Here is a 16,287-nt window from a genome sequence, read left to right as displayed (position 1 = left end):
TCTGGGTTAGTCTGAAGGCCAAGATCTAGATATTGTGACCCTTCAGACTTGTTTTGTTTCAAGGCGACAGACGTTCATATACTTGATGATTTTTACCATGCCAAAGGTCAGACCGGTGATGATCAGATAGATGCCAACAAAACCGGAATTTAATTGATCGAAGAGCTGACCAATCGGTATAAAAACAGTGGTCAGAGCCATCGTTTTGCCCATTAAGTATTGGGGTACCTGGAGCTGAATAAAGGGCAACGATTGGATATTAATATTGGCAATAAAAAACATCAGAATAAATCCGAAAAAGGTAAACCAGCCGTAAGCGGTCAGTGGTTTGGGTCACTGTCCAATACCCAGCGAGTCAGACATAAACCCATCCTCAGTAACGGTGTATTTGAATTAATCCGGCCGGAGATACTATTCGCTGTTGGTGTATGCGTGGCTATTGGAATGATAATTGTAGCTGATGGTTTCTCCAAAATCTTGCTAAAAATAAATCTTGACAGATAACAAGGTTTAAATTACTATTTAACTATCGACCGACGGTCGAAAAAAAGAGAGGTGCTCAATGAAGACAATCAAAGAAGGAGAAGTACGCAAACAGGAAATTCTGATGGTTGCCCGGGAGCTTTTTGTCACCAAGGGCTACGAACAGACCTCGGTGAATGATATTTTAAAAATTGTGGACATTGCCAAAGGCACTTTTTATTATTATTTTGCATCCAAGGAAGCGGTGCTGGCCGCTATCATTCTGGATATTGTCGAAGAAGGTGCCAAACGGGCCGAGCAAATCCTGAAGGAAAAATCGGTACCGTTGGTTAAGCGGATCATGATGGCAATTATGGCCCAGTCTCCGGAGTTTGAGGGATCAGAGGAGATTAGGGACGAAATGCACAAGGTTGAGAATGCCAAGCTGGAACAGCTATACACCAAAGCCATGCTTAAGCGGATGACCCCACTGTTGGAAGCTGCGGTGGCCGAAGGCGTAGCAGCCGATCTTTTTCATCTAAATTATCCCCGGGAAACGATTGAGTCGATTTTGCTACTGGGCCATATGTTGTTTGACAGTAATATTATGGACTGGGAAATGGCAGACTATCCGACAAAGATCCGGGGATTTCTGGCCAATATGGAAAGAATGCTGGGAACCAGAGCAGGGGAACTGGAGGACTTTTTACAAATGTTTGCCTAATTACAACCGGGCGACATTTGTAAATTTTTTTACCTGCATACCGACCGATGGTCGATAGATGGAGCTGGAAGTAACAATCGAACAAAAAAATAAAGAAAATAGGAGGAATCGCAATGAAACAACAGAAGACAATTAAAGGAACAACAAAGCAGAACACCGCAATGAAAAAATTTATAATCCTGGTGGCTGGATCATTCATCTCCAGCATTGGTAGTGGCTTGACTGATTTTGGACTGGCGATCTATGTTTTAAAGCTAACCGGATCGGTGGGAGCCACTGGAATTTTTGCCAGTTGCGCCTTTTTGCCAGCGATCCTGCTGGCCCCGGTGGGTGGGGTATTGGCGGATCGTTATGATCGGCGGTTGATGATGATTCTGGGTGAGTTACTATCCGGATTGGCGCTATTGATCTGCCTGGCAGCGGTGATAAGTCCGCAGCCATCTCTGGTGGCAATCTGTATTGGCGTGGGGATCAGCTCAATTTTCTCAGCTCTGACTGAACCAGCTTTTAAGGCTACTATAACCGATCTCTTGCCGGAAGAAGACTTTATACGGGCTGGTGGTATGGTTCAGCTGGCAGGCAGTGCCAAGCTGTTGATTTCTCCAGTCCTTGCCGGTTTGTTGCTGCAAGTGACAACGGTAAGCACCTTGATTATACTGGATATGGTGACTTTTTTCACGACGGTTCTGATTATCGTATTGGTCAGAAAGGGGTTGGTCAACAAAATAAGCACAGTGACCGTGTCGGGGTTTTTCAGTGAAATGAGCGCTGGTATCATCGCCGTCCGTGGAAAAAAGGGAATCGTCACGACGATTATCGTAATGACGATTGCCACTTTCTGTCTGGGATTTGTGCAGATGCTTAGCAAGCCACTGATTCTGGCCATTGCTGGTGAACGGGAGCTGGGAATTCTGAGCACTGTCATTGCCATGGGAATGATGGTTGGAAGCATTGGCATCAGCATGATCAAGCAACCAAAATCTTATCTGCGGATGCTGTCAATCGGATTGTTTGGATGTGGTGTTTTCTTTGCTCTGATAGGGATCAGCGAAAATCTGATGTTGATCGCTGGGTTTGGATTTATGATGTTTGTCTTTATGCCAGCCATCCAGATTGGTGCCGAGGTGCTGATTCGCACCAACCTGGACAATTCGGTTCAGGGACGAGCCTTTGGTCTGATTGGTCTGATTACTCAGATGGGTTATATTCTCGCTTTTATCGCTGCGGGTATTTTAGCAGATCTGATTTTTGAACCATTTATGCAGGGAAATACCGAGCTGGCCATCAGCATTGGCGAGGTTATCGGTTATGGGGCTGGCAGAGGTAATGCCCTGCTAATCATCATCACCGGAATCGGCTTGGCTGTCGCCGGGCTGGTGGTGGCCCGGTTAAGAAGTATCAGAACCCTGGAAGCGACGGCTGTGGTAGATGAACGGATGATGGAATCTTGGTAGCAATGATTTTATGATGAGGTTAGAAAAAAACAATGAAGCAGAAGTGGACAAACAGTTGATTTCTGGAATAAAATCAACTATTCTTGAGCAAGGGAGGTGACACACGGTGACTGAAAGAATAAAACTCAGACGATTTGAAGATAGTGACTTGTCTGTATTTAAGGAGTGGCTTAAAAAAGACCATGTCAAAAAATGGTATACCGAGCCGGATGACTGGATTGAGGAAGTGACATTGAGAGACAGTAGCTTTTCATGGATCGCTCACTTCATTGTCGAGTGGGAAGAAAAGCCCATCGGGTTTGGCCAGTTTTATAAATGTCTCGATGCCAATGAGGTATGTTATGCCAATATCCCTCAGACCGGCACCTACAGCATTGACTATCTCATTGGCGAAACGGACTGTTTAGGCAAAGGTTATGGCAAAAAGACCGTTCAATTGCTGACTGAAATGATTTTCAGGCTTTCAGACTCAAAACGGATTGTTGTTCAGCCGGAACCCGAGAACCGGGGATCCTGCAATGCCTTGTTAGCCAATGGCTATATTTTTGATGAACACTATGGGGTTTATCAAAAAGAAAAATAATTCCTGAAAAGCGGAGATGATTTAGAGCACCATATTGACAGATTAGTCATTATGGTGCTCTTTGTGCGTTGGCAAGGGAGCAATCTAATTGGTAAAGTCGAGTTTTTGCATACCGTCATCAACATCAGATCAAACGGATTCAAAAAGTTAAGAAAAGCCAGGAAAATAAAATATGCGGATTTGACCGGGCAAATATACGTGACCAGACAAATAATTTATGAAGTAGAAAAAACAAGGATAATCTAATTTTGGAAAGGACACTTTACATTTGAAGAACAAGATGTTATGATGAATGTATGGAAAGCAGACTTTCCATTTGAAGGAGCATGAACGTGAAGAATCGACTGGAAGAAGTTAGAAAATTAAAAGGGATTAAGCAAGAAGAATTAGCGTTGGCTCTTGAAGTGTCAAGACAGACAATTGGTTCGCTTGAGAATGGCAGGTATAATCCGTCAATTATATTAGCATTTAAAATTGCCCGGTATTTTGAAATGAGTATTGAAGATATATTTATATATGAGGAGGAGAAGAATGAAGCGTCAGTTTAGAAATGTGGGTTTTGTCATAATCGGTTTAATATTAGTTGCTTCAGGACTTGCTTTGGTCAAACTACTATCTAATCCCCAGGGGCTGTTTTTGGCATTGCCTTATATCTGTATTGGTCTTGGATGCGGTGTTTTTGGAGAAGGTATAGGAGCGGTCATTAGTCAAAAAGTGATAAAAAATAATCCGGATATTGAAAAACAAATTGAAATTGATCAGAAGGATGAGCGAAATATCATGATTGCCAGACGTGCAAAAGCAAAAGCATTTGATATCATGATCCCAGTGTTTGGGGCTCTGCTGCTGACACTTGCTTTAATGGGCGTGGATTTGATCATTGTTTTGCTAGCGGTTAGTGCGTATTTGTTTGTTATTTTTTATGGGTTATATTATCGCTTCAAATACGATCGGGAAATGTAACCGTGCATTTACATTAGCCACCAACTTTGAATGATGAAGGGATGACCATTATGAGGGTTACCTATGATCTCCGGGTGGCAGTTCAAGCAAAAAAGTCATTTATATCCGGGAGGGCGAGGTCGCCAGCGGATAACTATGCATTCTTATTCATACATTGAAATGGCTATATTTTTGATGAAGATAATGGGGTTTATTTTAAAGAAAAATGTGGTGCCCCAGGAGGATCTAGAGTATTTGGGCTAAAGTATATAATCGAAAAAAATGTAAAGAAAACTTGACATTATCGAGAAAGATGTTACACTTGAAATGTAAAAAGATTTTGACATTTTAGGAGGTTAATCGTGTTAAAGATGAAAAAAACCAGTGATATGGATGAAATGGAAAAATGCATCGCATTAAAAAGTATGCGCTGGGGTTATGCGTTTACTTTAGTAGTATTGGGGATATGGATGATAATAGCGAATATCACAGGGGGAGCTTGGCAAGTACCATTCTATATTGTGTGTGGTCAGAATATTGTCTGTTTTTTTTCAAGACAATTTTATCGTAGACAGGTAGAAGATGATGGATGGAAAAAAGATATCAGACGATTTAGCATAGTTTTTGTGATACTTCTTGCAGTTGGATTGTTTATTTCGTTATTTTTATTGGGTTTGAAATGACAATATGAAGAATAAGATTAAAGAGTTAAGAAAAGCCCGGAAAATTAGACAAGAGGATTTGGCCGGACAATTAAACGTGTCCAGACAAACGATTAATGCGATCGAAAATAACAAGTATAATCCAACGCTAGAACTTGCCATGAAGCTAGCCAAACTTTTAGAATCTACGGTGGAAGAGCTTTTTTTCTTAGAAGACGGGAAATGAAATAGCAGTGAAAAAGATCAAATAATAGTGACACCCTATTGACTTGTCAGTCAATAGGGTGTATTCTTAACCTGTTATTGACTAGTCAGTCAAAGGAGGGTTTTATGTCAACTGAATTTTTTGAAAAAATATCCGATGAAAAACAAGCGGCCATTATTCAAAGTGGAATTGCTGAATTTTCAAGCAAATCTTATATGGATGCCAGTACCGATACGATTACTAAAAATTGTGGAATTTCTAAAGGAATCCTATTTCATTATTTTAACAATAAGAAAAATTTCTATCTTTATTGTCTGGAAGTTGCCTTAAAACGCCTGCTTACAGATGTTCCCACACCGGATCAGACCGGTTTTTATGAAATGATCTTTTCCTTTGCGGATGAAAAGTTTAAACTATGCGAAAAATATCCCCGCGAAATGCACCTGGTCAATATGGCGGCCCGGGAAATGAGCGCTAAGGTACTTGACGAAAAGAATGAGCTGATTGTGCGGTATATGATTAGGAACCGTGAAAAATCCCAGCAGATTATGGAAAAAGCCATCACTGCCCTTGAACTGAAAGACATCAACACAGAGAAACTAAAAGACGCCATAACGATCTATTTGGGGGCGATTCTAAACAAATATCTGGAACGGTATAAAGAGACCCCGGAATTATTATTTGAGCGTTCCGCAGAGATTAAAACAGAAATAAAAGAGTACCTTGATTTTATGTTAAATGGGGTTGTCAAAGAAGGTGGCTCAAAATGAAACACATTAGCTTAATCAAGGCGATCTGGCTTTGTTATCGTGACAAAAAAATGAGCGATTCAAAAAAAACCAGAATCCGAGCAGAACGTCTCAACCGCCTGGTGGCATATGCCGAGCAGAACAGTCCTTACTATCGTGAGCACTATCAAAAAATTGGCGAGAGTTTTTATCTGAGTGACTTGCCACCAACGAATAAGGTCGATCTGATGGCACATTTTGATGACTGGATAACCGATAAAGACATCACCTTAAATGAAGTTGAAACATTTATGACCGATTTGGATAATATCGGGCGAAAAATCAAGGGAAAATATCTGGTGTTTACCACCAGCGGTTCGACAGGCAATCCTTTAGTAGCCTTATGTGATCGATCCACCAATAATGTTATGACGGGAATCAACATCATGCGAAGCTTTGCCAGAAGAGCAGATTTAATAGCTTTTTTAAAAAGCGGCGGAAAAACCATGGGGGTTTTTGCAACCGGTGGTTTTTATTTGGGAAATAGTTCAGTCCGGGCCCGTTTATTATCGATGCCCTGGAAAAAAAGACAGTTTGGCGTAACCAGTGCCTTATATCCGATTGCTCAGATCGTCGAAGATCTGAATGCCTTTAAACCGACGATGCTGGGGGGCTATCCGACCATCCTGGAGCTGCTGATTGATGAACAGAAAAGTGGGCGGCTTAAGATCGCTCCGGTAATCATTATGACTGGTGGTGAGTACCTGAGTGATCAGCTTAGAGAGGATCTGAAAGATGCCTTTGGATGTACGGTTCAAACTACATATTCCTGTACTGAAGGCGGCACCATTGCCTGTGAATGTGAAGAAAAGCATTTTCATATCAACGATGACTGGATCATTGTCGAGCCGGTTGACCATCAAAATCAGCCAGTACCGGATGGGGTGCAGTCGGATAAGATCCTGATTACCAACCTTTATAATTATACCCAGCCATTCATCCGCTACGAGATCACGGATCGGGTGGTGATGCATCATGAACCCTGCCCCTGCAACAATCCGTCACCCTGGTTGACTCTTGAAGGACGTACCGATGATATTCTGACCTTCTCTGAAAATGGAAAGACCATTAAAATTTCGCCCTTGGCGATTTACGCAACACTTAAAGAAATCCATGGGATCCTCCGGTTTCAGCTGATAGCCCATGGAGAGAATCAGCTGGAGTTGAGAATCATCCCTGGCCTCGGGTATGCTCCACAGCGCTTATTTAAAGCAGCGCAGAAAAACCTGACAGATTTTCTGGCCAGTCATGGGGTGACGACTGCCGAGATCACTTTTTCTGATTTGGCACCGACGCAACATCCGAAAAGTGGAAAGTTTAAGCATATTATCAATAAAGTCGAGTGATATTGAAGTGGCCTCCTGGTGGGATTAGCTGATAGAGATATCCGAAGCAAAATAAAATTTCGCCAAAACAACTTGACAGGCTAGCGTTCATTAGCTAAAATAAAGCTAATGAACGCTAGCTTTTATTTTTGCAAGAAATTTAAGGAGAACCCATGACAAAACGCAATACCAGGGAAATAATATTAGAAGAAGCATTGAATTTGTTTGCAGTAAAAGGATATCAGAGTGTGACAGTCAAAGAAATCGCCCATGCGGTGGGAATTAAAGACAGCTCACTTTACAAACATTTTGACAGTAAACAGGCCATTTATGATACCTTGCTGGAGTGGATGAATCAGAAGTTTGAAGAAACCGTGACATTTTACCGGTTGCCCCAGGGAGAGATTGAAAGTGTCGCTCGGGAATATGGCCGCAATGACCTGATCTGGCTTAAAAAAGCTTGTGAAGCTGTTTTTCTGTTTTTTCTGAAAGATCCACAGGCTGCCAAGTTTCGTCGAATGTTGACGATTGAGCAGTATAAAAGTGATAATGCGGCCAAAACCTTAAACAGCTGGTTTTTTAATGACGCCATTCGCTTTCAAACGGATTTGTTTAAAGAGATGATCAAACAGGGAAGCTTTAGAGACGGGCCACCCCAGATTATTGCCTTACAATTTTACGGACCCTTTTATACCCTTTTATGCCAATATGACCAGCTACCGGAAAAAGAAGCTGAAGCACTGGATCTGTTGATGGCCCATATCGAGCAGTTCGCAACCATTTATCAAATACGAAATGAGGAAAGTTAATGAATCTAAATAAAATGATGGATCAGGGCATCGCCCAAATTATGACAACCGCTGGTCGGTTCTATCTGAATAATGCTAAAGGTCGAGCCTTTTTAATGGGACTGCTGCCGGAGTTGGCTAAAAGTACAGCCCATCGCAAGAAACAGGAAAAAGCAGGGCTCCACGTACCGCCGTTTCTGATTGCCAGTATCGCTTCCCAATGTAATCTTCATTGTGCCGGATGTTATGCCCGGGCTGGTGGTGGCTGTGGCACTACCAACGGTAAGACGGATATGGATGCCGGTCAATGGGGGAATATTTTTGATCAGGCAGCAAGACTTGGTGTCGCCTTTATTTTGTTGGCTGGAGGGGAACCTTTTTTACGTCGGGATATTTTGGAGCTGGCTGGGGCGAACCCAAATGTGATCTTTCCGATTTTTACCAATGGTACAATGCTGGATCAGCAGACGATTGAGTTTCTGGACAGTCATCGCAATCTGATTCCGATGCTCAGTATCGAAGGGAATGCCAAAGAAACCGATACCCGCCGGGGAATCGGAACCCATGCGCAGATTGAAGCGGCCATGGTCGCCTTGAAAAAGCGCAAAATCCTGTTTGGAGCAGCCATTACTGTTACCCGGGAAAATATGGAGTTGGTGACCAAAAATGATTTTGTTGAAGCACTGGAGAAGAAAGGATGTGGGGTGACCGTGTATGTAGAATATGTTCCGGCTGAAGCCGGGACTGAGGATCTGGTGCTTACGCAGAGTGAAATAAAGCAACTTCAGGTGATTTGTCTGGAGCTTCGAAAATCCTTCCGACGGATGGTGGTCTTGTCCTTCCCCGGTGATGAGGAGGAAATGGGCGGATGCTTGGCTTCCGGGAGGGGATTTTTTCATATCAATCCCTATGGCGATGCCGAGCCCTGTCCCTTTTCACCCCATGCCAAACAGAATTTAAAAAGTGATTCCATCGAAGCCGTCCTTCGATCTCAGTATTTTGCTGATCTCCGGGCACTGGCTGAACGGGCTGGACATCATGGTGGGTGTACGTTGTTTGAGGAAAAAGAACAGGTTGAAAAATTGTGGGTCTGATCTTTTCAATGCGGGAACAATAAGAATACAGAAAAAGCAACTTTGTGCATTTAAACACAGCACAAAGTTGCTTTTTTAGTTTAGAGAATTCAAATTAATTGTTAGATTGGTTGGTAAGAGTGCGAACTTAGCAATTATCCTGATGAAGAAAGTGGACAACTGGCAAGAAAAAAGCGAGATCCAAATTTAACAAAATTTAGTATTTATGATATAATTTAGCATAAATCGATCGAATAAAAGTAGCAGTGATTTAAACGCATCGGAATGAAGGGTCTGTATTGTGAAAGCGAGGGATGCGAATGCGCCAATTAATAACAATCAATTATGAACTTCATGAAAAATGGCGACAAGTTCTGTTTCGCACCTGCATTTATATTGGGTTCATTATTTTTATTTCGGAATTTTTTATCTTTGTGTTCAATAAACATAGCCAACCATTCAGTCCTGCCATTATCCACTATCTTATTTTTTATCTGGCGTTGCCTTCATTATTGAATCTTATCTTTATCGTGGGAGCCTATTTCATCTTGAAATCTGAAAAAACCAGTGATAAGGCCAAAAATTACACGGTTGCCTTACTCTTTTTTCTGATCTGTGCCTGTGTGCAGTGTTTTCACTATACCTTTCCGGCAATTTTGTGCGTGCCTTGCATTGCAGTATTTATTACCGTTATTTTCTCGGATATCGAACTGACTCGTCTTGTTTTCGGTTTGAGCTATGGTTCGTTGCTTCTGGCTTTCCTGATTGCCCGGATTGAAGCGGACAGGGCGGTTGAAGTAATCTTTTTGGATTGTGTGGTGGCAGGGATCATGATTTTTTGTGCTTATTTAGTAGCGATGGTGCTGACACGTTACACCAGTGAACAGGCTCAAAGTATCCATGACAGTTATTTAAAACAGATGGAGCTGATTCAGGAAGCAAAAACTGAACCGCTCACCGGACTTTTAAATCGTCGGGCGATGGTAGATGTACTGGGCCAGGCGGTTTATCAGGAGGCTGAGTCAAGAAAGCCATTGATTATGGCGGTGATTGATCTGGATGACTTCAAACAGGTTAATGATACCTACGGTCATCGCAAAGGGGATGAGGTACTGATTACCCTGGCAGATATTCTCAAACAGAATACCCCGGGAAATGAAAATGTTTTCCGTTATGGCGGAGAGGAATTTGTGGTGTTGTTTAGTGGTTACCCCATTGGAACAGTGGTTGGGTTGCTTGACCAAATGCATCAAGAATTCAGCAACCATGATTTTAATTTTGCTGCGGGTGAAAAAATCACTTTCAGTTGTGGGATTGCAGAATATGCTGATACTGGCTGGTCGACCAGTGAGTTTTTTGAAAAGGCGGATCAGGCCCTATATCTGGCAAAAAATGAGGGGAAAAATCAGAACAGGATCTATGAAAAACGGCTGGAGGAGAACAGGCTTACTCAGGACCATACGTCCGGTTGATGGGAATCAATCGGGCTTTTTTTGATTACGATAATTGACTTAACAAATCTTTAATAATATCAGGATATGATATCATGCAGTAGATTCGAGCATGGGAGGAAAGATAATGATCAATATTTTAGTAATAGAAGACGATGAGAAACTCAACTATATTGTTTGTTCATTTTTAAAAGATAACGGATACCACGCCATCAGCTGTAAAAATGGCACTGAGGCCTTTAATCGGATTTTGGAAGAGCCAGTCAACCTGATTGTTTCGGACATCATGATGCCGGAAATGGATGGGTTTGAATTCGCCGCTGAAATCAGAAGACAGGATAAAAGCATTCCCATTCTGTTTATGACCGCCCGAGATGATATGGGTGCCAAACAGAAAGGCTACAGCCTGGGCATTGACGATTATATGGTAAAACCCATTGAAATGGACGAACTGGTGTTGCGGGTGTCGGCCTTATTACGCCGGGCCAATATCCGCAATGAACGAAAACTGGAGGCGGGCTCACTAATCTTAAATGAAGAAGAAACCACGGCCTACTTAAACGAGGAAGAACTGCCATTAACGGTAAAAGAATTTAATATTCTCTTTAAACTGTTATCCTATCCCAAACGAACCTTTACCCGGGCTCAGCTGATGGATGAATTTTGGGGCTATGATACCGAAAGCAATCCGAGAACGGTAGATGTATCGATCACAAAGCTACGCGATAAGCTTTCCGATTGTGCTGATGTAGAAATTGTTACAGTCCGGGGGTTGGGTTACAAGGCGGTGATTAGGGGATGAAATTCAAGTATGAAGATCTGGAAGACAAACGGATCAATGCCAAGCGGCCGTTCTGGAAAGAATTTCTAATAATTTTTGGCATTGTTCTGATTTGCAGTGCTGGAGAAGTGCTGATTTTCAATCAGCAAATGATGGATCATGCCAGTCCCTGGATCATGGCCCTGGTAGGGATGTCCTATGTGTTGTTTGTGGGGCTGCTGGTTAGTCTGGGAACTCGTTATATTATGTATACAGCTTTTCAAAAACCGGTAATGGAGATCGGCCGGGCAGCCCGAAAGGTGGCAGCTGGCGATTTTACCGTCCGGGTTCATTCACAACGGAAAGACAATAAAAAGGATGAACTGGAGGTGCTGATTGATGATTTTAACAAGATGGTGGAGGAGCTGGCGACCATTGAAACCTTAAAAACCGACTTCATTGCCAATGTTTCCCATGAGATCAAAACCCCGCTGGCGGTGATTCAAAGCTATGCGTCGGCGCTAAAGAACGAAACGCTCTCCCAGTCCGAAAAACTGGGGTATGCCGATACAATCGCCGATGCGTCAAAAAAAATGGCCACTCTGGTCACCAATGTGCTTAAATTAAACAAGCTGGAAAACCAGGAAATCATTCAGCGATCGACCTTTTCTCTGGATGAACAGTTGCGCTGTTGTATGCTGGCACTGGAAGATAAATTTGACGAAAAAAACATTGAATTCGATGCCGATCTGGAAGAAGTAACCATTACCACTGATGAAAGTTTGTTAGAAATTGTCTGGAATAATCTGTTGACCAATGCCATCAAGTTTACCTCCAAAGACGGTTCAGTAAAAATTGAGCTGCGAAAAGAAGACCGCCAGGCCATTGTCAAAGTCAGCGATAGCGGCTGTGGTATGAGTGAAGAAACCTGCCGGAGGATCTTTGATCGCTTCTATCAGGGGGATACCTCCCATTTCGAAGAAGGAAATGGTCTGGGACTGGCCCTGGTTAAACGGGTGGTGGATCTGGTGGATGGAACCATCACGGCAGAAAGTGAGCTGGGTAAGGGAACCACGTTTACGGTAAATTTAAAATTATAGACAATCAATAACACCAATAAATCTCCCACATAAATGATGTGAGGGATTTTTTTATTATCAGAGTAGTTATTACCGGATTTTTGGTGTTCAATTGGTTGATGGAAATGATAAAAAGAGGTTTAACAAAAGTTTAACCAAACATTAACTTTGGGGAACATTTACAGCGTAATATGATGGTATCAGAGAAACGATTAAAGGAGAAGTGTGATGAGTGAAATGAGAATAAATGAAAACAGAGTGGTAATGAACGAGTATTTAGAGGTCAGCGTTAAATCCGATTTTGTGCAGCTTTGCAGTGACTGCTACCATGCACTGGGGTGGACGATCATCAATTCCAGTTCCGGGATTGATGCCGTGAAATTAAAACTGCAGCGGGATCGAAAAATTAAAAACCGGGTAGCTTTATGCGATCTCCAGCGAAAGTGCGAAGATGCCTTTATCAACATTGAAAAGCTGGAACGTGCCAAAAATACCAGAGCAATGGCATTAGCCCTGGGGGCGGGAATAATCGGGACGGTGTTTATGACCGGAGCAACCTTTGCCTACCTGGCCGCTCTGATTCCACTGTGTGTCGTCTTGGCTATTCCGGGATTTATCGGTTGGGGATTACCCTATTTCCTTTATAAAAAAAATGTCAAGAAAAGGACTGAACAGGTGAATCCGATGATTGAAAGCAATTACGATGTGATTTATGAAGCCTGTGAAAAGGCCAGTCAGTTATTCGATTGAAAGATTTTATCATGATGAAGGGGTAAAATTATTTAAACAATCTTTTAGTTGATTTGAATAAATTATTATTCAAATCAACTTTACAAAGGAACAAAACTCATGTATACTAATCGTGTATATACACTGAAAAAAGGTGATCACATGAAAACAGAAAACCAAAACAAAAAATCGTCAGTATGCAATTGTCTCAATCTGCGGCGGGCCTCACTGGCGATAACCGAAATCTACGACCATTACCTGGCTCCAAGCCAGCTCAGTGTCAGTCAGTTTTCAATTTTAAAACACATCCGGGCAATTGAACCGGTGAGTGTCAGCGCGTTGGCCGCTGAAATCCGGCTGGATCGGACCACCTTGGTTCGCAATTTAAAGCCTCTTGAACAGCAGGGGTTGATCCATGATATTGCACAGCCGGGAACACGAAACCGACAGCTCTGTTTAACGGTTGCGGGCAAAGAAAAAATTGAACTGGCCCATGTTTACTGGCAACAGGCTCAGGAAAGAATTGAAGAACAGTTGGGATTGGAAGATACAAAAATTCTCCAGGAGCTGTTATTAAAAATTGAGGTTTTAGAACCTTGATTTTTTTCATGGTATCGTGTAGATACACTAAAAGAAAGCGAGGAAGGTAGTAATGACAAAACAACCTGAAATCGAAAATGAGCTAACGAAACTGCCCATTTTGGAGTTTGTATTTTTTAACTCGGCAGAGATTATTTTCGCCCACGAAGTCCGGGAGCTCTGTGAAGGCAATAGTTGCGGCATGTACAATACCACCTGGGCCTGTCCCCCGGCAGTGGGAAGTATTGAGACATGTATGAAAAAATGTCAGGCTTATAATAAGGCGATGCTCTTTACTACTGCCACTGAAATGGACAGCAGTTTTGATATGCAAGGATGGCTGAAAGCTAGGGTGGAACATGAGGCCTTAACTGATCAGGTAGCCGATGTTTTCCGGCGCTTTGACGAGAATGCCTTAATTCTATCCACTGAAGGATGTACCGTCTGTAAAAAATGCAGCTACCCTGATGCGCCCTGCCGGTTCCCAGATCGCATGTATCCGGCCATCGAAGGGTATGGGATCATGGTGATGCAGATGGCCTCGGCTTTAAAAATCAGCTACAATAATGGAGCCAATACGGTTACTTATTTCAGCATGGTGCTGTTTAATGAATAAGCGATACTCGATGACAAGCTCTTATGATGTTATTTATGAAGCGCTGTTGCCTAAACTGGCTGAGTGTAACCTGGCGGAAAGTGCCGCCCGTTTTGGTTTAAACATTGATGCCAAGGGACAGATTACGATCAATTTTTTTAAACGGGATTATCTCATTAGTAGTACTGGTGTGACTCCGGTTGATGGAAAACCGGTCAATATCAATAACCGGTCGATCCTGATCCATTATGTTTTATCTCAAGGCGCTGGCGAGCCGGTCTATTCATTTAAACCTCTTTTTCGCATGACGACTATTTTTTCAAGTGGCGATACCGGAAAAGCCAGCATGATGGATGCTCCCTTGATTAAATCATTTGGAAATGACGTAAATAAGTTGGCAGGGACTATTATGAAATTAGGTGGAAAATCAGAGAATTCACAAGAACCTTATAGCCAGTGCTGGATAATGGACGTGCTGCCCAAAATACCGGTCAAGCTGATCTATCGTGAAGCCGACGAGGATTTTCCGGTTGAGATTCAAACCCAATTTGATGTAACAGCTCCAGAAATTTTGGAATTTGAATGTCTGGCTTTTTTATGTGGCTGCCTGGTTAGAGCATTGATCAAAACGGCTGAATATGGAACCGTGGACGGATGGGAATAACAACTCGCCGTTCTTTTTAATTTTGCACCGAAATTTTCGGTGTATTTTTGTGCAAAAAATCATGAAAATGGTCACTTTAACATGAACTTAACAAAATATTAACGTTAAGGAATAGTCGTAGCGTAAGATGTGCTTATCAAAAGAAATCAAACAAACGTATTGATACAGCAAAACTATTTATAGGATTAAGAAGGAGATCACGATGAACGTACAAGGAAAAAATATAGTTGTAACTGGCGGGGGAAATGGTGTTGGCAGAGAATTGGTTTTACAGCTGTTAAACAAGGGTGCCATGGTGTTGGCGGTTGATATCAATCCGGAGGCTTTGGAGGAAACAGTGAGCATTGCCGGAAAAAATCCACAACTGTTTACCGAAGTAGTTGATATTTCGAATAAGGAAGCGGTCTTTGCCTTTGCCAAGAATGCCATCGAAAAGTATGGAAAGATTGATGGCATCATCAACAATGCTGGGATCATCCAGCCCTTTATTCATCTGAATGAACTGGAAATGGACCGCATTGAACGGGTCATGGATATCAATTTTTACGGGACGCTCTATATGGTTAAAGCATTTTTACCGCATCTTCTGAAGCGCCCGGAAGCCCATATTGTCAATGTTTCCAGTATGGGGGGCTTTTTACCGGTGCTGGGGCAAAGTGTTTATGGGGCATCCAAAGCAGCCGTCAAACTGCTGACCGAAGGATTGTCATCGGAATTAAAAGACACCAATGTCAGCGTATCGGTGGTTATTCCCGGTGGGATTGCGACCGACATCAAGAAGAACTCCAATATTTCCCAGCAGACAGCGAGCGACAGCAGTAAAGTGAACAACGTGTTAACGCCTGCAAAAGCGGCAGAATTGATCATCAAAACAATGGAGAAGAAGAAGTTACGCTCCTATATCGGGAAAGACTGTAACCTGATGAAGGTGTTTTATAAAATCAGCTCAAAGTTGGCCATGGGGATGATTAATCGCGTGATGGCAGCAAATGTACATTAAAGATGACTGGTGTGCAATCCGCTATACAGTCAAGATCAGGAATCTTGACACCGGCAAGGAAGTTAATCAGAATACGATGGAATTTGTCAAATTCAAGGACAACGATGGCGATATTGGGGTTCGTGTGGTTGAGTGCTGGGCCCTTTCCGATTCGCCACTCTGCTAGACAAAACAAAGTGCGCAAAAGTTATATAAAAATGAGAGCTGGTTTTACACGTTGTCTGTAAAATTGGTTCTTGTTTTCATTTTAGCAGATATCTATGGTATGAGAAAGAGGATCAAACATGACATTTAAAATTTTAAATACTCAAGCAGATTGATTTGCTAACCATTTTAAAAAGATAGCCGATATTTATAGCGGCAGAAATCATTAAATAATGGTGTTTATTCAATTTTGATGGTAAACTAAAGTTACAAAACATTG

Annotated in this window: 21 protein-coding genes; 20 read left to right on the top strand and 1 reads right to left on the bottom strand. The window is 42.3% G+C overall.

Going from position 1 to position 16,287, the window contains the following annotated elements:
• Nucleotides 1-42: 42 nt before the first annotated feature.
• On the bottom strand, nucleotides 43-282 hold the full coding sequence (locus Q7P33_RS13510; RefSeq protein ID WP_303871102.1) for a hypothetical protein: 240 nt from the start codon (nucleotides 280-282) through the stop codon (nucleotides 43-45).
• Nucleotides 283-562: 280 nt separating this feature from the next.
• Here Q7P33_RS13510 and Q7P33_RS13505 point away from each other — a divergent pair, with 280 nt between their 5' ends.
• The 20 genes from Q7P33_RS13505 (at nucleotide 563) to Q7P33_RS13410 (ending at nucleotide 16,029) form a co-directional block, all read left to right on the top strand.
• Nucleotides 563-1,186: a TetR/AcrR family transcriptional regulator gene (locus tag Q7P33_RS13505; protein ID WP_303871100.1), complete on the top strand. Its 624-nt coding sequence runs from the start codon at nucleotides 563-565 to the stop codon at nucleotides 1,184-1,186.
• A gap of 113 nt (nucleotides 1,187-1,299) precedes the next feature.
• On the top strand, nucleotides 1,300-2,640 hold the full coding sequence (locus Q7P33_RS13500) for an MFS transporter (RefSeq protein ID WP_303871098.1): 1,341 nt from the start codon (nucleotides 1,300-1,302) through the stop codon (nucleotides 2,638-2,640).
• Nucleotides 2,641-2,746: 106 nt separating this feature from the next.
• Complete coding sequence (locus Q7P33_RS13495; protein ID WP_303871097.1) at nucleotides 2,747-3,223, top strand: GNAT family N-acetyltransferase; 477 nt, start codon at nucleotides 2,747-2,749, stop codon at nucleotides 3,221-3,223.
• A gap of 332 nt (nucleotides 3,224-3,555) precedes the next feature.
• Nucleotides 3,556-3,771: a helix-turn-helix transcriptional regulator gene (locus Q7P33_RS13490; protein WP_303871096.1), complete on the top strand. Its 216-nt coding sequence runs from the start codon at nucleotides 3,556-3,558 to the stop codon at nucleotides 3,769-3,771.
• Complete coding sequence (locus Q7P33_RS13485; RefSeq protein WP_303871095.1) at nucleotides 3,755-4,186, top strand: hypothetical protein; 432 nt, start codon at nucleotides 3,755-3,757, stop codon at nucleotides 4,184-4,186. The genes Q7P33_RS13490 and Q7P33_RS13485 overlap by 17 nt, the downstream gene beginning before the upstream one ends.
• A gap of 341 nt (nucleotides 4,187-4,527) precedes the next feature.
• Nucleotides 4,528-4,848 (top strand): hypothetical protein, encoded by a 321-nt coding sequence (locus tag Q7P33_RS13480; protein ID WP_303871094.1) that lies wholly within the window; start codon nucleotides 4,528-4,530, stop codon nucleotides 4,846-4,848.
• 4 nt (nucleotides 4,849-4,852) lie between these two features.
• The gene (locus Q7P33_RS13475; protein WP_303871092.1) at nucleotides 4,853-5,053 is read left to right on the top strand and encodes a helix-turn-helix transcriptional regulator; all 201 of its coding nucleotides are present in this window, start codon (nucleotides 4,853-4,855) and stop codon (nucleotides 5,051-5,053) included.
• 104 nt (nucleotides 5,054-5,157) lie between these two features.
• Entirely contained in the window at nucleotides 5,158-5,802 is a 645-nt protein-coding gene (locus Q7P33_RS13470) for a TetR/AcrR family transcriptional regulator (protein WP_303871091.1), read from the top strand.
• On the top strand, nucleotides 5,799-7,166 hold the full coding sequence (locus tag Q7P33_RS13465) for a phenylacetate--CoA ligase family protein (protein WP_303871090.1): 1,368 nt from the start codon (nucleotides 5,799-5,801) through the stop codon (nucleotides 7,164-7,166). The genes Q7P33_RS13470 and Q7P33_RS13465 overlap by 4 nt, the downstream gene beginning before the upstream one ends.
• A 152-nt stretch (nucleotides 7,167-7,318) precedes the next feature.
• Entirely contained in the window at nucleotides 7,319-7,954 is a 636-nt protein-coding gene (locus Q7P33_RS13460) for a TetR/AcrR family transcriptional regulator (RefSeq protein WP_303871089.1), read from the top strand.
• The gene (locus Q7P33_RS13455) at nucleotides 7,954-9,027 is read left to right on the top strand and encodes a radical SAM protein (RefSeq protein WP_303871087.1); all 1,074 of its coding nucleotides are present in this window, start codon (nucleotides 7,954-7,956) and stop codon (nucleotides 9,025-9,027) included. Before Q7P33_RS13460 ends, Q7P33_RS13455 begins: the two co-directional genes overlap by 1 nt.
• A gap of 527 nt (nucleotides 9,028-9,554) precedes the next feature.
• A complete protein-coding gene (locus Q7P33_RS13450; RefSeq protein WP_303871086.1) occupies nucleotides 9,555-10,478 on the top strand; it encodes a GGDEF domain-containing protein in 924 nt (307 codons plus the stop codon).
• Nucleotides 10,479-10,584: 106 nt separating this feature from the next.
• A complete protein-coding gene (locus Q7P33_RS13445; RefSeq protein ID WP_303871084.1) occupies nucleotides 10,585-11,259 on the top strand; it encodes a response regulator transcription factor in 675 nt (224 codons plus the stop codon).
• Nucleotides 11,256-12,317, top strand: a complete 1,062-nt coding sequence (locus Q7P33_RS13440) for a HAMP domain-containing sensor histidine kinase (RefSeq protein WP_303871083.1) — start codon at nucleotides 11,256-11,258, stop codon at nucleotides 12,315-12,317. The genes Q7P33_RS13445 and Q7P33_RS13440 overlap by 4 nt, the downstream gene beginning before the upstream one ends.
• 207 nt (nucleotides 12,318-12,524) lie before the next feature.
• The gene (locus Q7P33_RS13435; RefSeq protein WP_303871081.1) at nucleotides 12,525-13,046 is read left to right on the top strand and encodes a hypothetical protein; all 522 of its coding nucleotides are present in this window, start codon (nucleotides 12,525-12,527) and stop codon (nucleotides 13,044-13,046) included.
• A gap of 141 nt (nucleotides 13,047-13,187) precedes the next feature.
• Nucleotides 13,188-13,625, top strand: coding sequence for a MarR family winged helix-turn-helix transcriptional regulator (locus tag Q7P33_RS13430; protein ID WP_303871079.1), 438 nt, complete (start codon nucleotides 13,188-13,190; stop codon nucleotides 13,623-13,625).
• A 52-nt stretch (nucleotides 13,626-13,677) separates the two neighbouring features.
• Nucleotides 13,678-14,220, top strand: a complete 543-nt coding sequence (locus Q7P33_RS13425) for a DUF2284 domain-containing protein (protein ID WP_303871077.1) — start codon at nucleotides 13,678-13,680, stop codon at nucleotides 14,218-14,220.
• Complete coding sequence (locus tag Q7P33_RS13420) at nucleotides 14,213-14,863, top strand: DUF3786 domain-containing protein (RefSeq protein WP_303871075.1); 651 nt, start codon at nucleotides 14,213-14,215, stop codon at nucleotides 14,861-14,863. The genes Q7P33_RS13425 and Q7P33_RS13420 overlap by 8 nt, the downstream gene beginning before the upstream one ends.
• A gap of 202 nt (nucleotides 14,864-15,065) precedes the next feature.
• Nucleotides 15,066-15,863: an SDR family NAD(P)-dependent oxidoreductase gene (locus Q7P33_RS13415; RefSeq protein ID WP_369693312.1), complete on the top strand. Its 798-nt coding sequence runs from the start codon at nucleotides 15,066-15,068 to the stop codon at nucleotides 15,861-15,863.
• Nucleotides 15,853-16,029, top strand: a complete 177-nt coding sequence (locus Q7P33_RS13410) for a hypothetical protein (protein WP_303871073.1) — start codon at nucleotides 15,853-15,855, stop codon at nucleotides 16,027-16,029. Before Q7P33_RS13415 ends, Q7P33_RS13410 begins: the two co-directional genes overlap by 11 nt.
• The last annotated feature ends 258 nt before the right edge of the window (nucleotides 16,030-16,287 follow it).

The organism is Acetobacterium wieringae, from assembly GCF_026646375.1.
In the GTDB taxonomy this organism is placed as follows: Bacteria; Bacillota; Clostridia; order Eubacteriales; family Eubacteriaceae; genus Acetobacterium; species Acetobacterium wieringae_A.
The sequence above is the reverse complement of the archived record's forward strand: the minus strand, read 5'-3'. Positions and strand labels throughout refer to the sequence as shown.